Source organism: Janthinobacterium sp. BJB301, from assembly GCF_002735685.1.
Taxonomy (GTDB): Bacteria; Pseudomonadota; Gammaproteobacteria; order Burkholderiales; family Burkholderiaceae_D; genus Janthinobacterium; species Janthinobacterium lividum.
Genome location: NZ_PDZJ01000005.1, coordinates 169,531 through 187,032, shown reverse-complemented (window position 1 = coordinate 187,032; position 17,502 = coordinate 169,531). Strand labels below are relative to the sequence as shown.

13 protein-coding genes are annotated in these 17,502 nt (G+C 64.2%); 3 read left to right on the top strand and 10 right to left on the bottom strand.

Annotation, left to right across the window (positions count from 1 at the left end; genetic code table 11):
- Nucleotides 1-53 precede the first annotated feature (53 nt).
- Together CSQ91_RS24940 and CSQ91_RS24935 are read left to right on the top strand one after the other, a co-directional pair.
- On the top strand, nucleotides 54-1,967 hold the full coding sequence (locus CSQ91_RS24940) for an autotransporter assembly complex protein TamA (RefSeq protein WP_099389911.1): 1,914 nt from the start codon (nucleotides 54-56) through the stop codon (nucleotides 1,965-1,967).
- Entirely contained in the window at nucleotides 1,967-6,391 is a 4,425-nt protein-coding gene (locus CSQ91_RS24935; RefSeq protein ID WP_099389910.1) for a translocation/assembly module TamB domain-containing protein, read from the top strand. Before CSQ91_RS24940 ends, CSQ91_RS24935 begins: the two co-directional genes overlap by 1 nt.
- 102 nt (nucleotides 6,392-6,493) lie before the next feature.
- Here CSQ91_RS24935 and CSQ91_RS24930 read toward each other — a convergent pair whose 3' ends face one another.
- Both CSQ91_RS24930 and CSQ91_RS29035 read right to left on the bottom strand, forming a co-directional pair.
- On the bottom strand, nucleotides 6,494-6,733 hold the full coding sequence (locus tag CSQ91_RS24930; protein ID WP_034753464.1) for a hypothetical protein: 240 nt from the start codon (nucleotides 6,731-6,733) through the stop codon (nucleotides 6,494-6,496).
- A gap of 24 nt (nucleotides 6,734-6,757) precedes the next feature.
- Nucleotides 6,758-6,910, bottom strand: a complete 153-nt coding sequence (locus CSQ91_RS29035; protein ID WP_168208500.1) for a hypothetical protein — start codon at nucleotides 6,908-6,910, stop codon at nucleotides 6,758-6,760.
- A gap of 221 nt (nucleotides 6,911-7,131) precedes the next feature.
- Here CSQ91_RS29035 and CSQ91_RS24925 point away from each other — a divergent pair, with 221 nt between their 5' ends.
- Nucleotides 7,132-7,650, top strand: a complete 519-nt coding sequence (locus tag CSQ91_RS24925) for a hypothetical protein (RefSeq protein ID WP_099389909.1) — start codon at nucleotides 7,132-7,134, stop codon at nucleotides 7,648-7,650.
- A gap of 9 nt (nucleotides 7,651-7,659) precedes the next feature.
- Here the strand turns inward: CSQ91_RS24925 and CSQ91_RS24920 are convergent, their stop codons facing one another.
- The 8 genes from CSQ91_RS24920 to CSQ91_RS24885 all read right to left on the bottom strand — a co-directional run bounded on the left by CSQ91_RS24920 (nucleotide 7,660) and on the right by CSQ91_RS24885 (nucleotide 17,356).
- On the bottom strand, nucleotides 7,660-8,469 hold the full coding sequence (locus CSQ91_RS24920) for a hypothetical protein (protein WP_099389908.1): 810 nt from the start codon (nucleotides 8,467-8,469) through the stop codon (nucleotides 7,660-7,662).
- Nucleotides 8,470-8,530: 61 nt separating this feature from the next.
- On the bottom strand, nucleotides 8,531-9,136 hold the full coding sequence (locus CSQ91_RS24915; RefSeq protein WP_306508873.1) for a nucleotidyltransferase family protein: 606 nt from the start codon (nucleotides 9,134-9,136) through the stop codon (nucleotides 8,531-8,533).
- Between the two features lie 149 nt (nucleotides 9,137-9,285).
- Nucleotides 9,286-10,311 (bottom strand): DUF4424 family protein, encoded by a 1,026-nt coding sequence (locus tag CSQ91_RS24910; protein WP_180278510.1) that lies wholly within the window; start codon nucleotides 10,309-10,311, stop codon nucleotides 9,286-9,288.
- Nucleotides 10,311-13,142, bottom strand: a complete 2,832-nt coding sequence (locus tag CSQ91_RS24905; RefSeq protein WP_099389906.1) for an ATP-binding protein — start codon at nucleotides 13,140-13,142, stop codon at nucleotides 10,311-10,313. Before CSQ91_RS24905 ends, CSQ91_RS24910 begins: the two co-directional genes overlap by 1 nt.
- An 8-nt stretch (nucleotides 13,143-13,150) precedes the next feature.
- Nucleotides 13,151-13,879: a hypothetical protein gene (locus CSQ91_RS24900; protein ID WP_070282962.1), complete on the bottom strand. Its 729-nt coding sequence runs from the start codon at nucleotides 13,877-13,879 to the stop codon at nucleotides 13,151-13,153.
- Nucleotides 13,872-15,242, bottom strand: coding sequence for a hypothetical protein (locus tag CSQ91_RS24895; protein WP_092608970.1), 1,371 nt, complete (start codon nucleotides 15,240-15,242; stop codon nucleotides 13,872-13,874). The genes CSQ91_RS24900 and CSQ91_RS24895 overlap by 8 nt, the downstream gene beginning before the upstream one ends.
- Nucleotides 15,243-15,466: 224 nt before the next feature.
- A complete protein-coding gene (locus CSQ91_RS24890) occupies nucleotides 15,467-16,231 on the bottom strand; it encodes a DUF3108 domain-containing protein (protein WP_099389905.1) in 765 nt (254 codons plus the stop codon).
- Nucleotides 16,232-17,356: a DUF3108 domain-containing protein gene (locus CSQ91_RS24885; RefSeq protein ID WP_257217468.1), complete on the bottom strand. Its 1,125-nt coding sequence runs from the start codon at nucleotides 17,354-17,356 to the stop codon at nucleotides 16,232-16,234.
- Nucleotides 17,357-17,502: the final 146 nt, after the last annotated feature.

The window sequence follows — 17,502 nt, the reverse complement described above, 5'->3', positions numbered from 1 at the left end:
CTGCCGGCAAGGCGATACGACCACGGATTTTGGCACAAGTAGTGACAAAAGTAATGGGTCAACTGACACTGGCGGCCGCCGGCAGTGTCATCCTGGCATGCCCGGCCGTCCAGGCGCGCGCGCAGGAGGAAACGCAAGAGCGTCCGCAAGACGCGGCCGCCGGCACCCCTGCCACGGAAGCGGCGCCCGCCCCGCTGCAGTACGAGGTCAAGGTCAACGCACCGGGCGACCTCGATGAGTTGCTCGAAAAAAACCTGGATCTGGAACGCTTCCGCGGCAACCCGCGCATGGACCGCGAGCAATTGCAGCGCCTCGTGCGCGATACGCCAGAGCAAGCCAAAAACCTCGTCGCCACGGCCGGCTATTACACGCCCGTCGTCACGGTGCGCGTCGATACGACGGGCGCCAAACCCGTCGTCATCGTCGACCTTGACCCGGGCCAGCCGGTGACCATCGACAAGGTCGAGCTGGAATTGCGCGGCTTCGACCCCACGCCGCCGCTGGCCGCCAGCGAACCCTACGATACGGAAGCCCTGAAGCGCAGCTGGTCCTTGAAAACGGGCAGCGTGTTTCGCCAATCCGACTGGGAATCGGCCAAGCGCGCCCTGCTGCGCGAAGTGGTGCAGACGCGCTACCCGCGCGCCCAGCTGGTCGATACGCAAGCCGTGGTCGACCCGGAAACGCACAAGGTCTCCCTGCTGGTGGTGCTCGACAGCGGCCCCGAGCTGCGCTTCGGCGAGTTGCGCATCGAGGGCTTGAAGCGCTACGATGCCAGCATCATCCGCAACCTCGACAAGATACGTCCCGGCGAATACTACAGCGAATCGGCGCTGCAATCGTTCCAGGCGCGCCTGCAGGACACGGGCTATTTTGCCAGCGTGGAAGTGAGCGCCGACATGAGCAGCATCCTCAACGAGCAGATCGAGGCAGGTCAGGAAAGCCAGCAAGCCGAGGTCGAAGGTGCCAGCGCCGCCGCCGAAGCCAAGCCGGCCAACCGCGGCCCCGCGCCGCTGCTGCCGCTGGTGGTGCGCGTGACGGAAAACAAGCAGCAGAACGTCAGCGCCGGTCTCGGTTTCAGTACGAACACGGGGAATCGCGCCCAGCTCAACTATGACAACCTGAACGTGTGGGGCACGCGCTTCAAGAGCGCGATCACCATGGAAACGAAGAAACAGGCGGCCCACGCCAATTTTTACTTTCCAACGACCGAACGCGGCTACAACGACAGCGCGGGCGCCTCGTTCGAGCGCAGCGACATTTCCAACGAAATCACGGCCGTCACCACCATCTCGGCCAAGCGCAACTGGGGTGGTACCAACCTCGAACGCAGCCTGACGTTCGAGTTCCTCAGCGAAGACAAGACCGTCGTCGGCCTGGAACAGACGCGCAGCAAGAGCTTGCCGCTGACCTATGCCATCACCAAGCGCAGCCTCGACAGCCTGCTGTTCCCCACCAAGGGCTATGTCATCAACGCCCAGGTGGGCGGTGCCCTGCTGCCCGTGCTGACGGACGAGCGCTTCGTGCGCGTGGCCGGCAAGGCCGTGTATTACCGTCCGCTCGGTGAAAAAGGCGAACTGATCGTGCGCGGCGAAATGGGCGCGCTGGGCTCGAAGGAAAAACGCGGCGTGCCGGCCGTCTACCTGTTCCGCGCGGGCGGCGACCAGTCGGTGCGCGGCTATGCCTACCAGGAACTGGGCGTCAAGGAAGGCGACGCCACCATCGGTGGTCGCTACATGCTCACCGGCAGCGCCGAATACCAGTACTGGTTCAAGCCGAAGTGGGCCATCGCCGCCTTCTATGACGCCGGCAACGCGGCCGATACCGTGAAAGCGGCCATGACGCCGAAATCGGGCTATGGCCTGGGCGGACGCTACAAGAGCCCCGTCGGCCCCATCAATGTCGACGTGGCGTATGGCCACGCCGTCCACGCCTACCGTTTGCACTTCTCTCTGGGATTCACTTTCTGATGTCCGATATTACTACCGAGTCCCACGACGCCGCGCCGCCACCGCCGGCGAAAAAACCGCGCCGCTGGGTGCGCTATGTGCTGATCGCCGTCGCCAGCCTGGCCGTGCTGCTGGGCGGCGCCTTCTGGTTCCTGGGCCGCGAATCGACCTTGCAGATGCTGGTGCAAAAAGTGGCCAGCGCCAGCGGCGGCGAAATCGAAGTGTCGGGCGTGTCCGGCTCGCTGTACAACCGCATGCACCTGGGCCACGTCAGCTACCGCAGCAAGACGCAGCACATCACGGCCGACAACATCGATATCAACTGGTCGCCATTCCAGTTCTTCTCGGAAGGCATCGCCATCAGCGAACTGCACGTGGCCAGCCTGTCCGTGGAAAGCACGGCGCCGTCCGAAGAACCATCGACCATGCCTGCCAGCCTGGCTTCGCCCTTCAAGATCGGCATCAGCGACGCGCGCCTGGACAAGGTGACCCTGGTGAGCGCGGGCGGCAACACGGTGTTTGAAAAGATCCATTTCAGCCTGTCGGGCGACAAGACGCAATGGCAGCTGGAAGACGCTTCGGCCCTGACGCCCTTCGGCCAGGCCACGGCCAGCGCGACGATTGCCGCCACGCAACCGTTCAAACTGTCAGGCAAGGCCGGCTTGACGCAGCTCACCCCCGCCGCCGGTGAAAAACCCGCCGCCCTGGCTCTGCAACTGGGCGGCGACCTGAATGTCCTGAACGTGACAGCCAAGGGCAGCGCGGGCGCGGCCACGGCCGACGCCCAGCTGGCGCTGGCGCCGTTCGACCCCGTCATCATCCTGCGCTCGGCCAGCATCCGTGGCCGCAACATCAATCCGGGCAAGTTCGACGCGACCCTGCCGCAGGCGGACCTGAGCCTGGAACTCGACGCCGCCATCGATACGCGGCCCAACGCGCAAACCGTGTCGGGCAAGCTGGCCATCCTCAACCACGCCACGCCCGGCCCCATCGATCAGCAAAAGCTGCCGCTGCGCCAGTTCGAGGCGCGCCTGGGCGGCACCCTGACGGCCACCACGCTCGAGTCGGCCATCATCGATTTCGGCAACGCGGGCAAATTCACGGGTAGCGGCAAGCTCAACCGCGACGCCGTCGACGGCCCCATCGGCAACGCGCAGCTGACCTTGCACACCGACAAGATCGACTTGCAACACATTTACAGCAGCATCAACAGCACGCAGATCGTCGGCGACATCGTGCTCGACAGCGATGGCAAGACGCAGACCCTGCGCGCCAAGCTGGGCGAAGCCAAGCTGCGCCTGGACGTGGAAGCCACCCTGGCCGACTCGCTCGTGCAATTGCGCAAGGCAACCTTGCAAGCAGGCAAAAGCAGCGTGAATGCGACGGGCCAGATCAGCCTGAAGGACGATCAGCCGTTCAAGGCCGTGGCCAATGCCAACCGCCTCAATCCCGCCGACTTCGGCGCCTTCCCCGTGGCCGACCTGAACCTCGACGTGCGCGCCAATGGTCACGTGGCGCCCCAGTGGCTGGCGAATGCGGACTTCACCGTACGCCCCAGCAAGCTGCTCGACCAGCCCCTGTCGGGCAAGGGCAAGCTGACGGCCGATGCAGCCCACTTCAGCGGCATCGACGTGCAATTGGCACTGGGCAAGAACAACGTGACGGCCAAGGGCAACTTTGGCGGCGCCGGCGAAAAGCTCAACTGGAATGTCGATGCACGGCAACTTTCCGCCCTGCAGGGCGACTTGCTGGGCACCGTGCTGGCCAGCGGCGTGGTGCAAGGCACCCTGCAGCAGCCGCGCACGAGCTTTGTTGCCGATGCAAAAGGATTGGGTCTCACCAGCGGCAAGCGCCCTGCGCCGGACAGCGCCATCCACGCCAGCGGCGACGTGGGCTTGACGGGGCCGAAAAAGGAAGCGGAACTGAAAATGACGGGTTCCTTGCAAAAGATCAACCCAGCCGCGTTTGGCGCATCACTGCCCAACGGCAACGTCAATGCGGATTTCAACGGCAACGGCCGCCTGAGCGGCGACTGGCAAGTGGCCCTCAACCTGGCCCTGCGCGAATCGACCCTGCAAAACGCCCCGCTGGCCGGCTACGCCAAGCTGTCGGCCAACGCGAAACGCATCGACAGCGTGGATACGGAACTGCGCCTGGGGCCGAACAGCCTGCTGGCCAAGGGCGCGCTGGGCGGCGCCACCGACAAGCTGACGTGGAAACTCGATGCGCCGCAACTGTCGACCCTGGGTCCGCGCTTTGCCGGCGTGCTGCAGGCAGCCGGCTCCGTCAGCGGCAAGATGGACGCGCCCGCCGCGCAACTGACGCTCGACGGCCGTGACCTGACCTTCTTTGGCGACCAGCAACTGAAATCCATCAAGGGCAGCGCCAGCGTGGGCGCCGGCCAGGGCGCGCTCGACCCCATGGTCAGCAGCCTGGACATCACGGGCTACAGCACGCCCACCTTCAAGCTGGCCAGCGCCCGCCTGGGCACGACGGGCACGCGCGGCAGCCATACGGTGAGTTTGGCGGCGCGCAACGACGATTTCGACGCCACCGTGCAAGTCCGCGGCAGCCAGAGCGGCGCCGGCTGGACGGGCACCATCGACAGCCTGCAAAACAAGGGCCGCTATGCGCTGGTGCTGCAAGCGCCCGTGCCAGTGAAAGTGGCGGGCCCGGCCGGCAGCGGCGTGGCGGGCCTCGGTCAGCCCGAGCAGATCAGCGTGGGCAACACCGTCATCAAATTGCCAGCAGGCAGCATCACCATGCAAAACCTGGTCAAGAACGGCCCGCGCTGGACCAGTTCCGGCCAGGCGGCCGGCGTGGCGCTGACCTACCTGGCGCAAGTGATCCCCGCGCTGCAGGCCAATGCGCGCAGCGACCTGACCCTGGGCGCGCAGTGGTCGCTCGACATGCAGGTGCCGACGGCCAAGCAGAAAGATCCGTCCCTGGCCGGCATGCTGCATATCTACCGCGAAAAAGGCGACGTGACGGTAGGCGTGGAACAGCCGCTGGCGCTGGGCTTGCGCACCCTGGATGCCCGCGTGGATGTCGCCAACCAGCAATTGCGCCTGGCCGTGAAACTCGACGGCGCGCGCGCGGGCCAGAGCGACATCAATGCCACCGTGCAAATGCTGGGCGGGCGCATCAGCAACGACAGCGCCCTCTCGCTGACGGGCACGACCAGCATCGATTCGCTGGCGTGGCTGGCGCCACTGACGGGCCAGCCGGGCCTGGAACTGGGCGGTGCCTTGAAAATCGCGCTGGCCGGCAGCGGTACCATCGGCGCGCCGCAATTGAATGGCGACATCAACGGCAGCAAGCTGCTGGTGAACTGGGCCGACCAGGGCTTGAAGTTGCGCAATGGTGTACTGCAAGCCAAGTTGGCCGGCGATCAATTGCAATTGCAGCGCCTGAGCTTTGACGGCGGCGATGGCAAGGTGCAGGCAGATGGCTGGGTACGCTTTGCGAATGGCGAAGCGAGCCTGGAACTGAAACTGATGGCCGACCGCCTGCAGGCGCTGTCGCGCCCCGACCGTACCTTGATCCTGTCGGGCAACAGCACCCTGGTGCGCAATGACAAGCGCTTCAGCTTTGAGGGCAAGTTCAAGGCCAACCGCGCGCTGATCGAGCTGGCGCCGCAAGACACGCCGACGCAAAGCAGCGACGTGGTGGTGCTGGGCAAGGAAGTCAAGGGCGGCAAGGAAGCGCCTTCGCTCCCCCTGAATATCGACCTCGAGTTCGACCTGGGCAATGCCTTCCACCTGCGCGGCATGGGCATCGATGCGGACCTGGCGGGCAATGTGCGCGCCAGGGTCATCAACCGCGCCGCGCCGCGCGTGACGGGCAGCATCCGGGTCGTCAATGGCCTGTATGCGGCGTATGGGCAGAAACTGGCCATCGAACGGGGCTTGATCGCCTTCACGGGCGCCTACGACAACCCGTCCCTGAACATCCTCGCCGTGCGCAAGCGCCCCGAGGGCGAAGCCTTGTCGGAAACGAATGTGGAAGCGGGCGTGGAAGTGCGCGGCACGGCCCAGGCGCCGACGGCCAAGCTGGTCTCCACGCCCAGCGTGTCGGACAGCGACAAGCTGGCCTGGCTGATCCTGGGCCACGGCGCGGAAACGGCGGCCGGCGATGAAATGGCCCTCTTGACGACGGCTGCGGGCGCCCTCTTCGGCGGCTCCGGCGGCGGCTTGCAGGGCAAGCTGGCCAGTTCGCTGGGACTCGATGAAGTGGGCCTGTCGCAGGCGCAAGGGCTGGAAAGCACGGTCGTCACCGTCGGCAAGCGCCTGTCCTCGCGCGCCTACCTGACGTTCGAGCAAGGCACGAGTACGGCGACGAGCCTGGTCAAGCTGCGCTACAAGCTGAACCGCCGCATCACCCTGCAATTCCAGACGGGCACGAACAATGCCCTGGACGTTTTATATACGTGGGCATTCGACTAGATCGAGCGTAGGTCGGATTGGCGGCGTAGCCGCGTAATCCGACGCCACCAGAAACAACAAAGGGCGCCTCGGCGCCCTTTTCTTTGCTCTACCGCAAGCGGCTTACTCGGCCACGTCGAGCCCGCGCTCGATCATGCCTTCGACATACGCGCGCAGGTATTGTTCCAGCGCGGGGCCGGACAGCACGTTGGCCGTCAGCGCGCCGTGCGGCGAGCCTTTCAGCACGCCGTCGTGATACACGCGCGCAATCCAGGCCACATCCGCGCCCTGGGTGTAATCGAGTTCATAGTCGAACGATTCTCCGCTGACTTTGCGTGTGTAGACTTCCTTGACAATTGCCATCTAAAACAGCCTTTCTTGACGAGATTAACTGGGATGCGGGTGCGGCACGGGATCGTCCTGCGGCACCGGATGCACGGGCCCCGGATGGTGCCCGGGCGCTTCCTGCGGCTCCGGCGCCGGCATGGGTTCATCGACGGGCGCCGGGTCGGGCGCGCGGTGGGCATGGATGACGGACATGGCTGGCCTCCCGGTGGACAAAAGAAGACCATACCACGAGATGCCCGCCGCCTGTCCATATTTGCCTGCCGGCCTGGCGTCCGCGGCCACGGCATGGCGTGACAGGGCATAGTGCTTGCATGCCATGTAAATGTCAACATGCAACTTTACCGTTTGACAAGCATCGCCGCCCGTCCCCATCTGGCTTACAATCGCTGTTTTACCCGTACCCGATTGCATACATGGAAACCACCACCCTCGCCCTGCTGTTACTGGTCCCGCTGCTGGTCTGGCGCATTTATTCGCGCCTGAAAAAACTGGTGGCGCGCCAGAAATCGCAGCTGTGGCGGCACTGGACCGTGGCGGTCGCGTTTCCCGCGCTGCTGCTGTTCCTGGCGACGACGACGAAATTCGACATCCTGCCCCTGTCCAGCCTGGGCGCCGCTGCCCTGGCCGGCGGCTGGCTGGGCGTGCTGGGCTTGAAGCTGACGCGCTTCGAACACGTCGGCAAGGACTTTTTCTTTACCCAGCACCGCTATTTGGGCCTGACCATCACGATGCTGTTCATCGCCCGCTTGCTGTACCGCGGCATGCAAATCTACCTGAACTCGCGCCTCGACGTGCCCGTGCCGCCGCCTCCGTTTGGCCAGAGCGCGCTGACCATGGCCGCCTACGGCCTCGTCATCGGCTACTACGCCGTGTATGCGTGGGGCCTCGTGCGCTGGCGCCAGCGCAACCAGCCGCTGCAGGCGCCCGAGTAAGTCATCCCGTCAATAGTACTGGCACAGGCCGGTACACGTCGTCACCGACAGCGCCTGGCGGATCGTCGCCAGCGCCGGCGCCAGGGCCGGATCAAGGTCCTTGTCCGCATCCGCCAGGCTGTTCAGCAAACGTTCGCGCAAGGGCGGCGGCATCAGGCCCGCGTTCGCCGTGGCGTGCTGCGCGGCCGCTTCCAGCATCATTTTCTTTTGCGCCACGTTCCAGAACGCCACCTGCACGAACTGCACCACGCCGGAGTAAGCCGTGCTCGATCCCTTGCTGAAGGCGCGCGCGCGCATGCGCTCGGCCCCGCTCACCTCCTGCCCCGGCTGGTGACTGAATTCCTGCTCCATTAGACGGATCAAGTGCGCATGGCAATGCAGGCCAAAGGCGAACATGGTGCTCATTTCATCGCCATAATTGGCCAGGTTCTGCGTCACTTGCTCCTTGCGCGCCTGCTGCAATTCGGCGCCCGACAGCGGCAGCGGCAGCGCGAGGCCAAATTGGTAATAGGCCTTGCCCACGTTGGTGGCACGCTCGCACAGGGCCACGCTCTGGTTCATGTCCTGCAGCGCCGCGACGGGCGCCTGGAACAGGCGCGGCGCATCGGTCATCCGGGCAAACAACGCGGCCACGTCAGGGTCGCCCAGGCGCGGCAAGCCGCCTTGTGGCGTCGCCTTGGCCATCATCGCTTCCAGGCGCGCGCTGGCTTGCTGGAAATCGCTGTAGCTGTCGGCCCAGGCGGCGGGCGCCACGAGGGCGGAGGAAAGGCAGAACAGGCGGCCGATGCGGCGCAGCGGCGGGGAAATCGATAGGGACATCAGATCAGAAGAATACTATTGGATAATTGGTAATTATAGGCAATCTGTATCCATAGTGCATTTAATTGCGTTTTACACCATCATTTGCTTGGGAGATGATGGTGACGCGCGGCCAACGCGCCGCATAGTCCTTGCTGGCCAGGCGCTGCGCATAGCCGTCCTCGCTGATGCGCGCGGGGTTGCGCCGCACCACCATGCTGAACAGGTCATCGAGGCCATGCGGCGCGACGATGCGGATCTCGCCGTCAGGCTGCAGATAGATGCCAACCGAGGTGGCAAACTCGGGCCAGGTAGCGATGGCATCGTCGAGCGACAGCAGGGGCGGCACGGCGTAGCCAAACTCGTCTTCGAACCACAGGTGTACCCTGGCCTGGTTGCACACCTCCCACGGCACGCCGGGCAGCAAGGTGGCCAGGCGCTGGCGCAGCTGCGTTTCGCTTTCCGGGCTTGAATCATGCGCATCGAAATACGCCACGTCGACATCGCTCAATGCCGATGGATGCGCATAGCCGTGCAAGGCGTCCCACACGAGGTTGCGCACGGCGCCGGCGCCGATGCAGCAGTCCGGCAAGCCCAGCTGCGCCACGGCGTGCAGGACTTGCATGCACCATGGCGTGCTCCTGACGATGGCGCGCAGCCGCGCTGCCAGTGCCGGCTGCGTACTCACGCGCGGGTCCAGGATCGCTTCCAGGCGCGCGCCGGCTTGCTGGAAGCGGCATCACTGTCGGCCCGGGCGGCGGGCACGGCAAGCAGCGCACCCGGGAACAGCATACGCAGTGGGTGCTGAAGAGCAGCAGTTTCCAAAGCGCGGTCTTTCTATTTCGTCAGCAAGTAATTGCTACGCAACGCAGGCGCCTCGCCCGTATTCCCGCTGCCATTCTCGACATTGCCGAAATATACGTTCAGATCCTGCTGCGGGCGGAAGTTGCGCAGCTTGACTTGCAAGGTGGTGGGATTGATCTTGGTGAACGTGCCGGGAAAGCACAGGCTGATCAACTCATCCGGCTTGCCCTTGACCAGGTTCAAGGTAAAGTCTTCGATGCCATTTTTCCAGGTGTTGCCCGTCTTCAAGATGTACGAGACCCATTTGGCATTGACGAAGCCGCTCTCGCCTTGCTGCGCCGCCAGGCGGTTCCACGTCTTGTAGAAAGCCTTGTCGCCACAATACTTTTGCTCAAACTCCTTGCCGTCGCCCAAGTAGGAGGCACCGGGGCCGGCGGCCACGAAAGGCGCATATTGATGGCGCACGCGCACCGTTTTACCGGCAGGGAATTTCTGTCGCCACTGGTAAACCACCGTCACGGACCAGGCCGGCACCCATTCTTCGTCTTCGGACAGCTTGGCCAGCAAGCCTTCGGCGATCATGGCTTTTTGCTGCGCGGCGCTCAAGGGCGCCACCTTTTTTTCGAACGGGCTGAACGACGGAAAATAAGCGACTTGCGCGTCCGACAGGCCAAGCTGGGCCAGGCGCGCCGTCACGTCACGGCTGTCGAGTTTGGCGACCAGCACGGTCTGGTAATCCTTGCGCTTGCCGTCGACCTCGATCGAGAACTGCTGCGGCTGGCCGTAATACGTGGGCGACTGGTGGTAGCCGGCCTCGTAGGCAGGCAGCGGAAAGATGATGGTCTCTTCCACATCGCTTTTCGATTCGTTGAGAAACTCGTACTCGACCTTGATCAAGTCCGGGCTGACCGTCAGCACCTCCTTTTTCATGGCCACTGCGTCGCTCTTGCCGACGATAATGCCGCCGGTACCGACCGAGCCGATGCCGTCGTTGGCCATTGCCGGCGCCGAACACGCCAGCGCCAGCGCGGCAGATGCCAGCGAGATGCGCACCAGCATCACGCCGCCTTGCCCGAGACGGGATCGACGCGGCGCTGCAGCACGAAAATCGGTTGCGCCCATTGGGTATCCTTTTTCTTCTTGCTGGTGATCAAGGTCAGCTCCGACGGATCGTAGACATCCGTGTTGTGCGTCAACGGCGTCGTCATCAGGTATTGCGCTTCCGTGTTTTTCAGGAACTCGCCGACCAGTTGAATGTTGCGGATATCGAGGTGGGCAAACGGTTCGTCGATGAAGACGAAGCCGCCGGAACCGTCTTCCGATTTCAGCAAGCCGATCAACAGCACCAGCGACTTCATGACCTGCTGGCCGCCCGACGCTTCGCCGTCATTCATGCCGATCACGCCCTTGCCATCGAACTTGAAGCGCACATGCAAGCCCGCCTGCGACAGCTGCACATCGTCGTTTTCCAGGCGCACGGGGTCGGCATGCACTTCGATGCCGGCCAGTTCGCCCAGCTCCTTGATGTTCTTGCTGTACGTCTTGATGGTGTAGCGCAAGCGCTCCATGTAGGCGCCGCGGGCATTGCCCGTCGCTTCGATGGCCCGGTTGTTCTGGTAGCGGCGCTCGTCCGTTTCCGACTGGCGGCCATGCAGCTGGTCCGACAGGCGGTGGTGCTGGTCGATGACGGTGGCGTCGAGTTCCCAGTCATCGCGCGCCAGGCTGTTTTGCAGGCTGGCCACGCGCAGATCGACCTGGTGCGCATTCTGGTGCTCGGCCACAAGGGCAGCGCGGCGTGCGGGACGGCGCCAGCTTTTCGGCAAGTGGCGCCATGCATGGCGCAGGGCCAGCAAGGCGCGAGCGTGCTCGGCGCGCTGTTCGATCTGCTTCTTGTAGCCGAGGCGCGAACCGGCTTCCGCTTCCGACAAGGCCAGGCGCGCGTTTTGCCACACGGTATCGGCACGCGTGCGCGCCACGGTGGCGTTCTTCGTCAGGTTCTGCAGCTCGCCCAGGCGCCCGCCCACTTCCAGGCGCTCTTCCTTGAGCGGCTTGGAGTTGCGCAGCGCTTCGGCGAATTCTTCCTGGCGCGCACTGAGTTCCTTGGCCGCGTCGACGCCGGCGATGCGCGCTTTCAAGGCGCCCACTTCGGCCGCCAGTTTCGAGATCGCCAACGTCAAGGTGTCTTCCTGGCCTTCCAGGCCCGGCAAGGAGCGCAGCAGCGCTTCCAGGCGGCCGCTGCGGCCAGCCTGGCCGAAGCGGTAGCGCGACGCTTCCACGAACAGCGAGCGGCCGCCGCGGCGTTCGCGGTGGTACGCCTCGGGCGTGATCCACTCTTCGTGGTTGCCCAGCTTGAAACCCGCTTCGACGGAATCGACGCGGGAAATGCGCGACAGCTGCTCGATCAGCCAGCTGGGCACGGGCGCGGAAAATTTCACCACCGCCAGCAAGCTTTCGTCTTTTGCGACGGGCGCCGTGACCAGGTCCGGCACGATGAAGTGGCGATAGCGTTCCTTCTCGGCCAGGCGGTAGGCGGCAGCCGCATCCTTGGCCTTGTCCAGCAGAACCACCGAGGCATAACCGCCCAGCACGCCTTCGACGGCGCCCTGCCAGCGGCTGTCCGTCACTTCGACGATGTCCGACAGCATGGCGTGGCTGATCCCCGCGTCGCGCAGCGCACGGCGCATGCCGCGCACGTTGTCCGGCTCCGGCATGGCCGTCTTGCCTTGCAGCGCGGCAATCGTCGCCTGCTCGGCCGCGATACGGGCCGCCAGGGCGTCGCGCTGCTGGCGCTGGCGCAGCAATTCCGCTTCCTTCTGTTCCAGCTGGGCCGCCACTTCGGCGATGTCGCTGCCCGAGTCGGCCGCCAGCTTGTGCAGACGGTCCTTCTGTTCCAGCAGGCTGTCCAGCGGTTTCAGTTTCGCATTGATCAGGGACAAACGGCTCTGCAGACCGATCGATTCCTGCTCCAGCAGGGTCTCGTTCATCTGTGCGTCGGACAGGGCCTTCGCTTGCGCGGCCAGCGCATTGCGCTTGTCCGTCAGTTGCTGGTCCGCCTGCGCCATCGGTTTGCGCGCATCGCGCAATTGCCGGCTGGCGATGGCCGCCTTTTCGCGTGCCTCGTGGTACTGCAAGCTGGGCAGCACTTCTTCCAGCAGGTTGCGGCGCTCTTTATGCAGCCCTTCCCACTGGTGATAATTGGCCACGCGCAGGCGCAAGCCTTCCAGGTTGGTTTTCGACGCCTCGAGTTCCGTCTCGAAGCGTTTCAGCTCCACTTCCGTATCGCGCTGGTGGCGCTTGGCTTCGTCGTAGGCGTCCAGCACTTCCTTGTCGCCAAACACCTGGAACACCAGGTCGAGCAGCTGGCGCGGCGCGTATTCGCACAATTTGTCCGTCTCGCCCTGCTCCAGCGCCAGCACTTTCGACATGGCGGGCGACAGGCCCGCATTGGCCAGGCGCTTGCGGTAGTTTTCCACGCCCAGCCAGTCGTTGGCATCCGTGATGTCCTCGATCTGCACATTACCCGGACGCATCAGATACTGGCGCTTCCAGTCGCCGCCGTTCTTCTGGATCTGGCAAAACAGGGTCACTTCATCGTCGCTGAAGAAGCCGGAACTGCGGAACGGGCGGTTCGACAACTGCTTGCCCACGTTCTTGTTGTCGACCACGGCACGCAGCCAGGCCGTCTGCTGGCCCGAGTGGCGCGCATAGTGTTTATACGTGCGGCCCATCGAGCAGTCGAGGCCGAACAGGGTGCGCAAGGCGTCGAGCAAGGTGGTCTTGCCGGAGCCGTTCTGCCCCGCGATGGTGATGATCTTCGCGTCGAGCGGAATATTCTTGATGCGCTGCCAGTAATCCCAGTGCACCAGTTCAAGTGATTTGATATGAAACATGGGCGCTTTCAGTGAGGGAGGTCGGACGCGGGCTCGTCGCCGATGTCGGCGGACAGGTCGTCTGCCAGGTCGGCGTCGAGCAGTGAATCGCCGCTGACGGCCACCAGGCGTGCCGGCGCCCGCTTGAACACGTCGGCCAGGGCGCCATTGATGATGCGCTCTTTCAAGACGTCCGTGTCCATCATCAGGTCCAGCAGCGGACCTTCCAGGATGAAATCGCCGCGCCGCTCGATAAAGCCCAGCTTGGCCAGGGTGCCCAGATTCATGTCCATGCGCGTCTTCTTGCCCAGCTTGTCACCGAAGTCGGACAGCAGCGCCTTGTAGGAAATGCCGATCGACGCGTCTTCCGCGCGCGGCAACGGCTTTTCCGTGCCGAACATATCGTTCTGGTCGTCGTCCGCGTGCTGGTGCGTTTCCTGGCGTTCGCGCTTGGGCAGGATGATCTGCGCCCACAGCACCACCAGCAAGGCCACGCCATCGCGCGCCAGGCCGAAATTATTGTTTTGCCACACGTCGCGCGCGCCGAAGATCTTCGGCTCGATAGTGCGCGTCAGGGCCAGGGTGACATGGTCGGCATACACGTTGTCGAGCAGTTTCAGGCCGCAGGCCAGCAGGCGCGCATCGATCTCGGCGCGGAACAGCTCGTCGGACAGCACGCGCTTGACGAGCTTGTCGTCGCGGCGCAGGGTTTGATGCGTGAGCAGGCGCGCAATCAGGATTTGGGAATCGTCATTCATCGGCGGTGCCGCTATCTAAATCAAGTGAAACATTCAGTGAAAGCGAGGCGATCGACATGGCCGCCACGTGGGGGTCGGTCAGTTGGACCATCTCGTCGGTCGGTGTAAAGGTAATCGGCAAACGGGCCAGTTCGGCCGTGGATCCCTGCAAGCTCGCTTCGGAGACGTCGCCCAGCAGCGGCAGCATGGAGGCGCGGTACGAGGCCACGGCAAAGCTGGCCGGCAGCAGCGAATCCTGCACGGGCACCGATTTCGGCCCCTCTTCGCCGATGCTGGGGAAATTGCCCAGGCTGGCGAAGTTCGACAGGCGTTCGAGCAAGTCATCGAGTTCAAGCTGCATGGCGGGTCCGTCGCTGATGGTGGTGGGCGCGTCCTCGCCGCTGGGCAGGCCCGTGTTGATGACGCCTGCCGCCCGTTCGGACAGCAGCTCCGTTTCCGCCACGTCGATCATCTCGGCCGGCGTGGAGAACAGCGGTACGACGGGCTGGTCGATGGCGCCTTCGGCCAGGCTGGCCAGGTCATCATGCAGCAAGAGCCAGCGCTTGATGTCCGTGGTCGACAGGCCCGACTGGCCCAGGTGGACGCGCTGACGCTCGATCTGGTTCAGGGCGCGCGAAAACATGCCTTGCATGTTCAACAATTTACTTTGTGCGCGGCCAATCGCCTGCGCCGCCTTGTGCGTGGCGCTGTCCGCGTTTTCATCGGAAGTAATCGCCACGAGAATCTCGGAACCCTTCTCGACCCAGTCGCACGCCATGTTCCACTTCGCCTGCGCCGTGCGCAAGCGGAACTCGGAACCGGAAGCGATGGCGTCGGAGAATTCTTCCGTCAAGTCCACCAGGCGCCCCAGCAAATGCTGGAGTTGCTCGACCGACACGCCGCCGACGGCTTGCGCGCCCGCCACCTGCGACAGCAGGAAACCCATTTCCGCTTCATCTTCCGTCTGGCCCAGGCCCAGCAGGCTGTCGATGGCGGACAGCACATTGCGCGCCATCGGCGTCACGCGGTACACGCCCTGCTGCGCATCCCAGGCCAGCAACTGGTTCGAGCGCAGGCGCAGCAAGACCGTTTCCAGGCTTTCCGGCAACAGATACGCCAGTTTCGTATTGATATCGGCACGCGTATAGGCGGACGTGGCCGCATCGGACGCGAGTTCGCGCAACACCAGCAGACGCACCAGCACGCCATCGAAACCGCCATGGAACAGGGCCGTAAACACTTGCAGCAGGGGCTGCGCCCGCTTCAAGTGAAATACCTGCTCGATCTCGTCGGCCGAAATATTGGGCTGGAAATGCGCCTGCAAGGAATCGTGATGCTCTTGCTCTGTCTGATTTGCATCCGTAGCCACGGCTGCACTTGCCATTATATCAATCATTCTTTTCCGGATGAGTGTTCAGCGGGCGGCGCTGCGGGCTAACGCGGCGCTGCGGGGCGGGGGCGTCAGTATATCAGTTCTGACATGCAATTTAGCGCATGGGAGGGGGCGGTGCGGACACGGCGCAACACGGCCGGTGCGCCGTGCCGGGCCAGGAGGATGAAATGGCGGGCCAAACACGGCATGCCTGGCCCCAAACCATTAGTGAACACTTACTTCTTGACGATCTTTTGCAGGGTTTGCTCGACGTAGTCGCCGTCTTCATCGGCGAACGTCACCTTCACCGGATACCATTCCAGCGACGGCGCCAGCCACAGGTCCACTTGCTGGCCCTTCTTGTCCGGCGGCGGCGCCTTGACCAGGTGCACGGCCTCCACCAGACCCTGGCCGGTGGCGACGGTCTCCTGCTTGACGACCTTGAAGGTCCACGGTTCGGCGTCGTGGCGGCCGGCAACGAAGAAGCTCCATTCCGAACCGGGCGTGAATTTTTCGGGCGCGGCGCGCGCCACGCTGACCAGTTGCCAGACGGTGCTGTTGCGGTCCTGCTCGCCGCCTTTCAGCGGATAGCTGTCATCGCCCTCGCTGAAGACGATGGTCTTGCTGTCGCGCTTGAAGGTGGTGGTAGCCGCCTCCTTGCGGAAACGCTTTTCCACGAACTGCGCCGGCGCCAGGCCGTAATCGTCGACCGTGCCTTCGCTGCGCTGTTCCAGGATCTTGCCGAACAGGGCGGCCTTGGTTTCGGCCAGCAGCGAATACTTGCCGTCGCCGGCGCGCCAGTTGCTGACCGATTCGCCCGACAGTGCAATGCCGCGCTGCTTGGCCTTGATCGAATACACGAGGTCGGCCGATGGCGCCAGCTTGTACGGGCGCTTGATGACGGGATGGTCCACGGGCTCGTCCGCCGCCATGGCGGGCGTCAGGGTGGCGGCCAGCAGGCTGGCAGCCAGGATGCGTTTCAAGGTAGTCAAAGTGGTCATTTATTTTCCTGTTGATTCATTTACGGAGATCTTGGTCACGGTTTGCGTGGTCAGCGCCCCGTTCGCTTCGGTATTGCGTATTTGTACCGGATACCATTGCATCGATGGCGCCAGCCAGATATCGAGCTGCGACGAATACGTGCCGGGCTTCGGCGGCCGGCGCAAATGCCAGGTCACCAGCCGCCCCATCTTGGTCTCCAGCTCTTCCTCGCCCACCAGGTGGAAGCGGAACACGGTCGCTTCCTTTTCCTCGCCGACGAGAATGTCGATATTGCCCACCAGCTGGTTGACGTCGGCACGGCCGATGGCGGCCAGCTGGAACGGCACCGTGGCCTTGTCTTGCACCCCTTCCTGCCATGGCGCCGTGGCCGTCGTGGCCGAAAACGTGATGGCCTTGGCATCGCGGTTGAAATGCGTGGCCGTTTGCGCGCGGCCCTTGCGTTTCTCCGTGGCCGTGACGGGCACGATGCCGCTGCCATCGATCACGCCTTCGCTGGTCAGCACCAGCAGGTTGATGCGCGTGATCAGCATGCTCAAGCCCACCTCCAGCTTCAGCTGATACGCGTCGCCCCGGTTTTCCCACGCCATCGCGGCCACGCCCTGCCACTTGGTGCCGTCCGCATCGCGCCGGTCCACGTGCAGGTCGAACTGGGCCGACGCGGGCGCATTCGTCTTGTAGTGCCGTGCCTGCTCGACGGGCGGTGGCGGCGGCGCGCTGGCCGGCACGGGTGCCGCTGCCACGGCCGGTGCGGGCGCCGTGATGGCCGGCGCAGCCACCGCGGCCGGCGCGGTCGTGGCCGGGCCTTCCGGCACGTCGCTGACAGGCGCCGTCAACTGCGGCGTTTCGCTCGACGCCAGCTCCGTCAGCGGCGGCGGTGGCGGTGGCGGCGGCCTGGGCTTGGGCACGGGCAGCAGTTCGGGCGGCGGCGGCGGCGCCACCGGCAGGGGCTGGATCGGCTCGGCGATCAAGGCCATGCTGACCACCTGTGCATGATCCTGCCCCAGCGGCACCATGCTGGCATGCGAGGTCAGCCATTCCAGCGCCACGTAATGCAGTGCGCCGATGACCGCAACAAAGATGACGGTACGGCGGCGCGGTGACGAAAAGAAGGAAGCAGGCATCATGAGGCGTAGTGTAACGCTTCCGCCCCGCTTCCCGCTTCTTGCCCGTGCTCAACTCTTAATGTTTTATGTAAGAAAATGTTGGCGGCATTACGTCAGTTGCAAGCCGATATCTGCTACGCTAAGCCTATCCATCTACCAGGAGATTT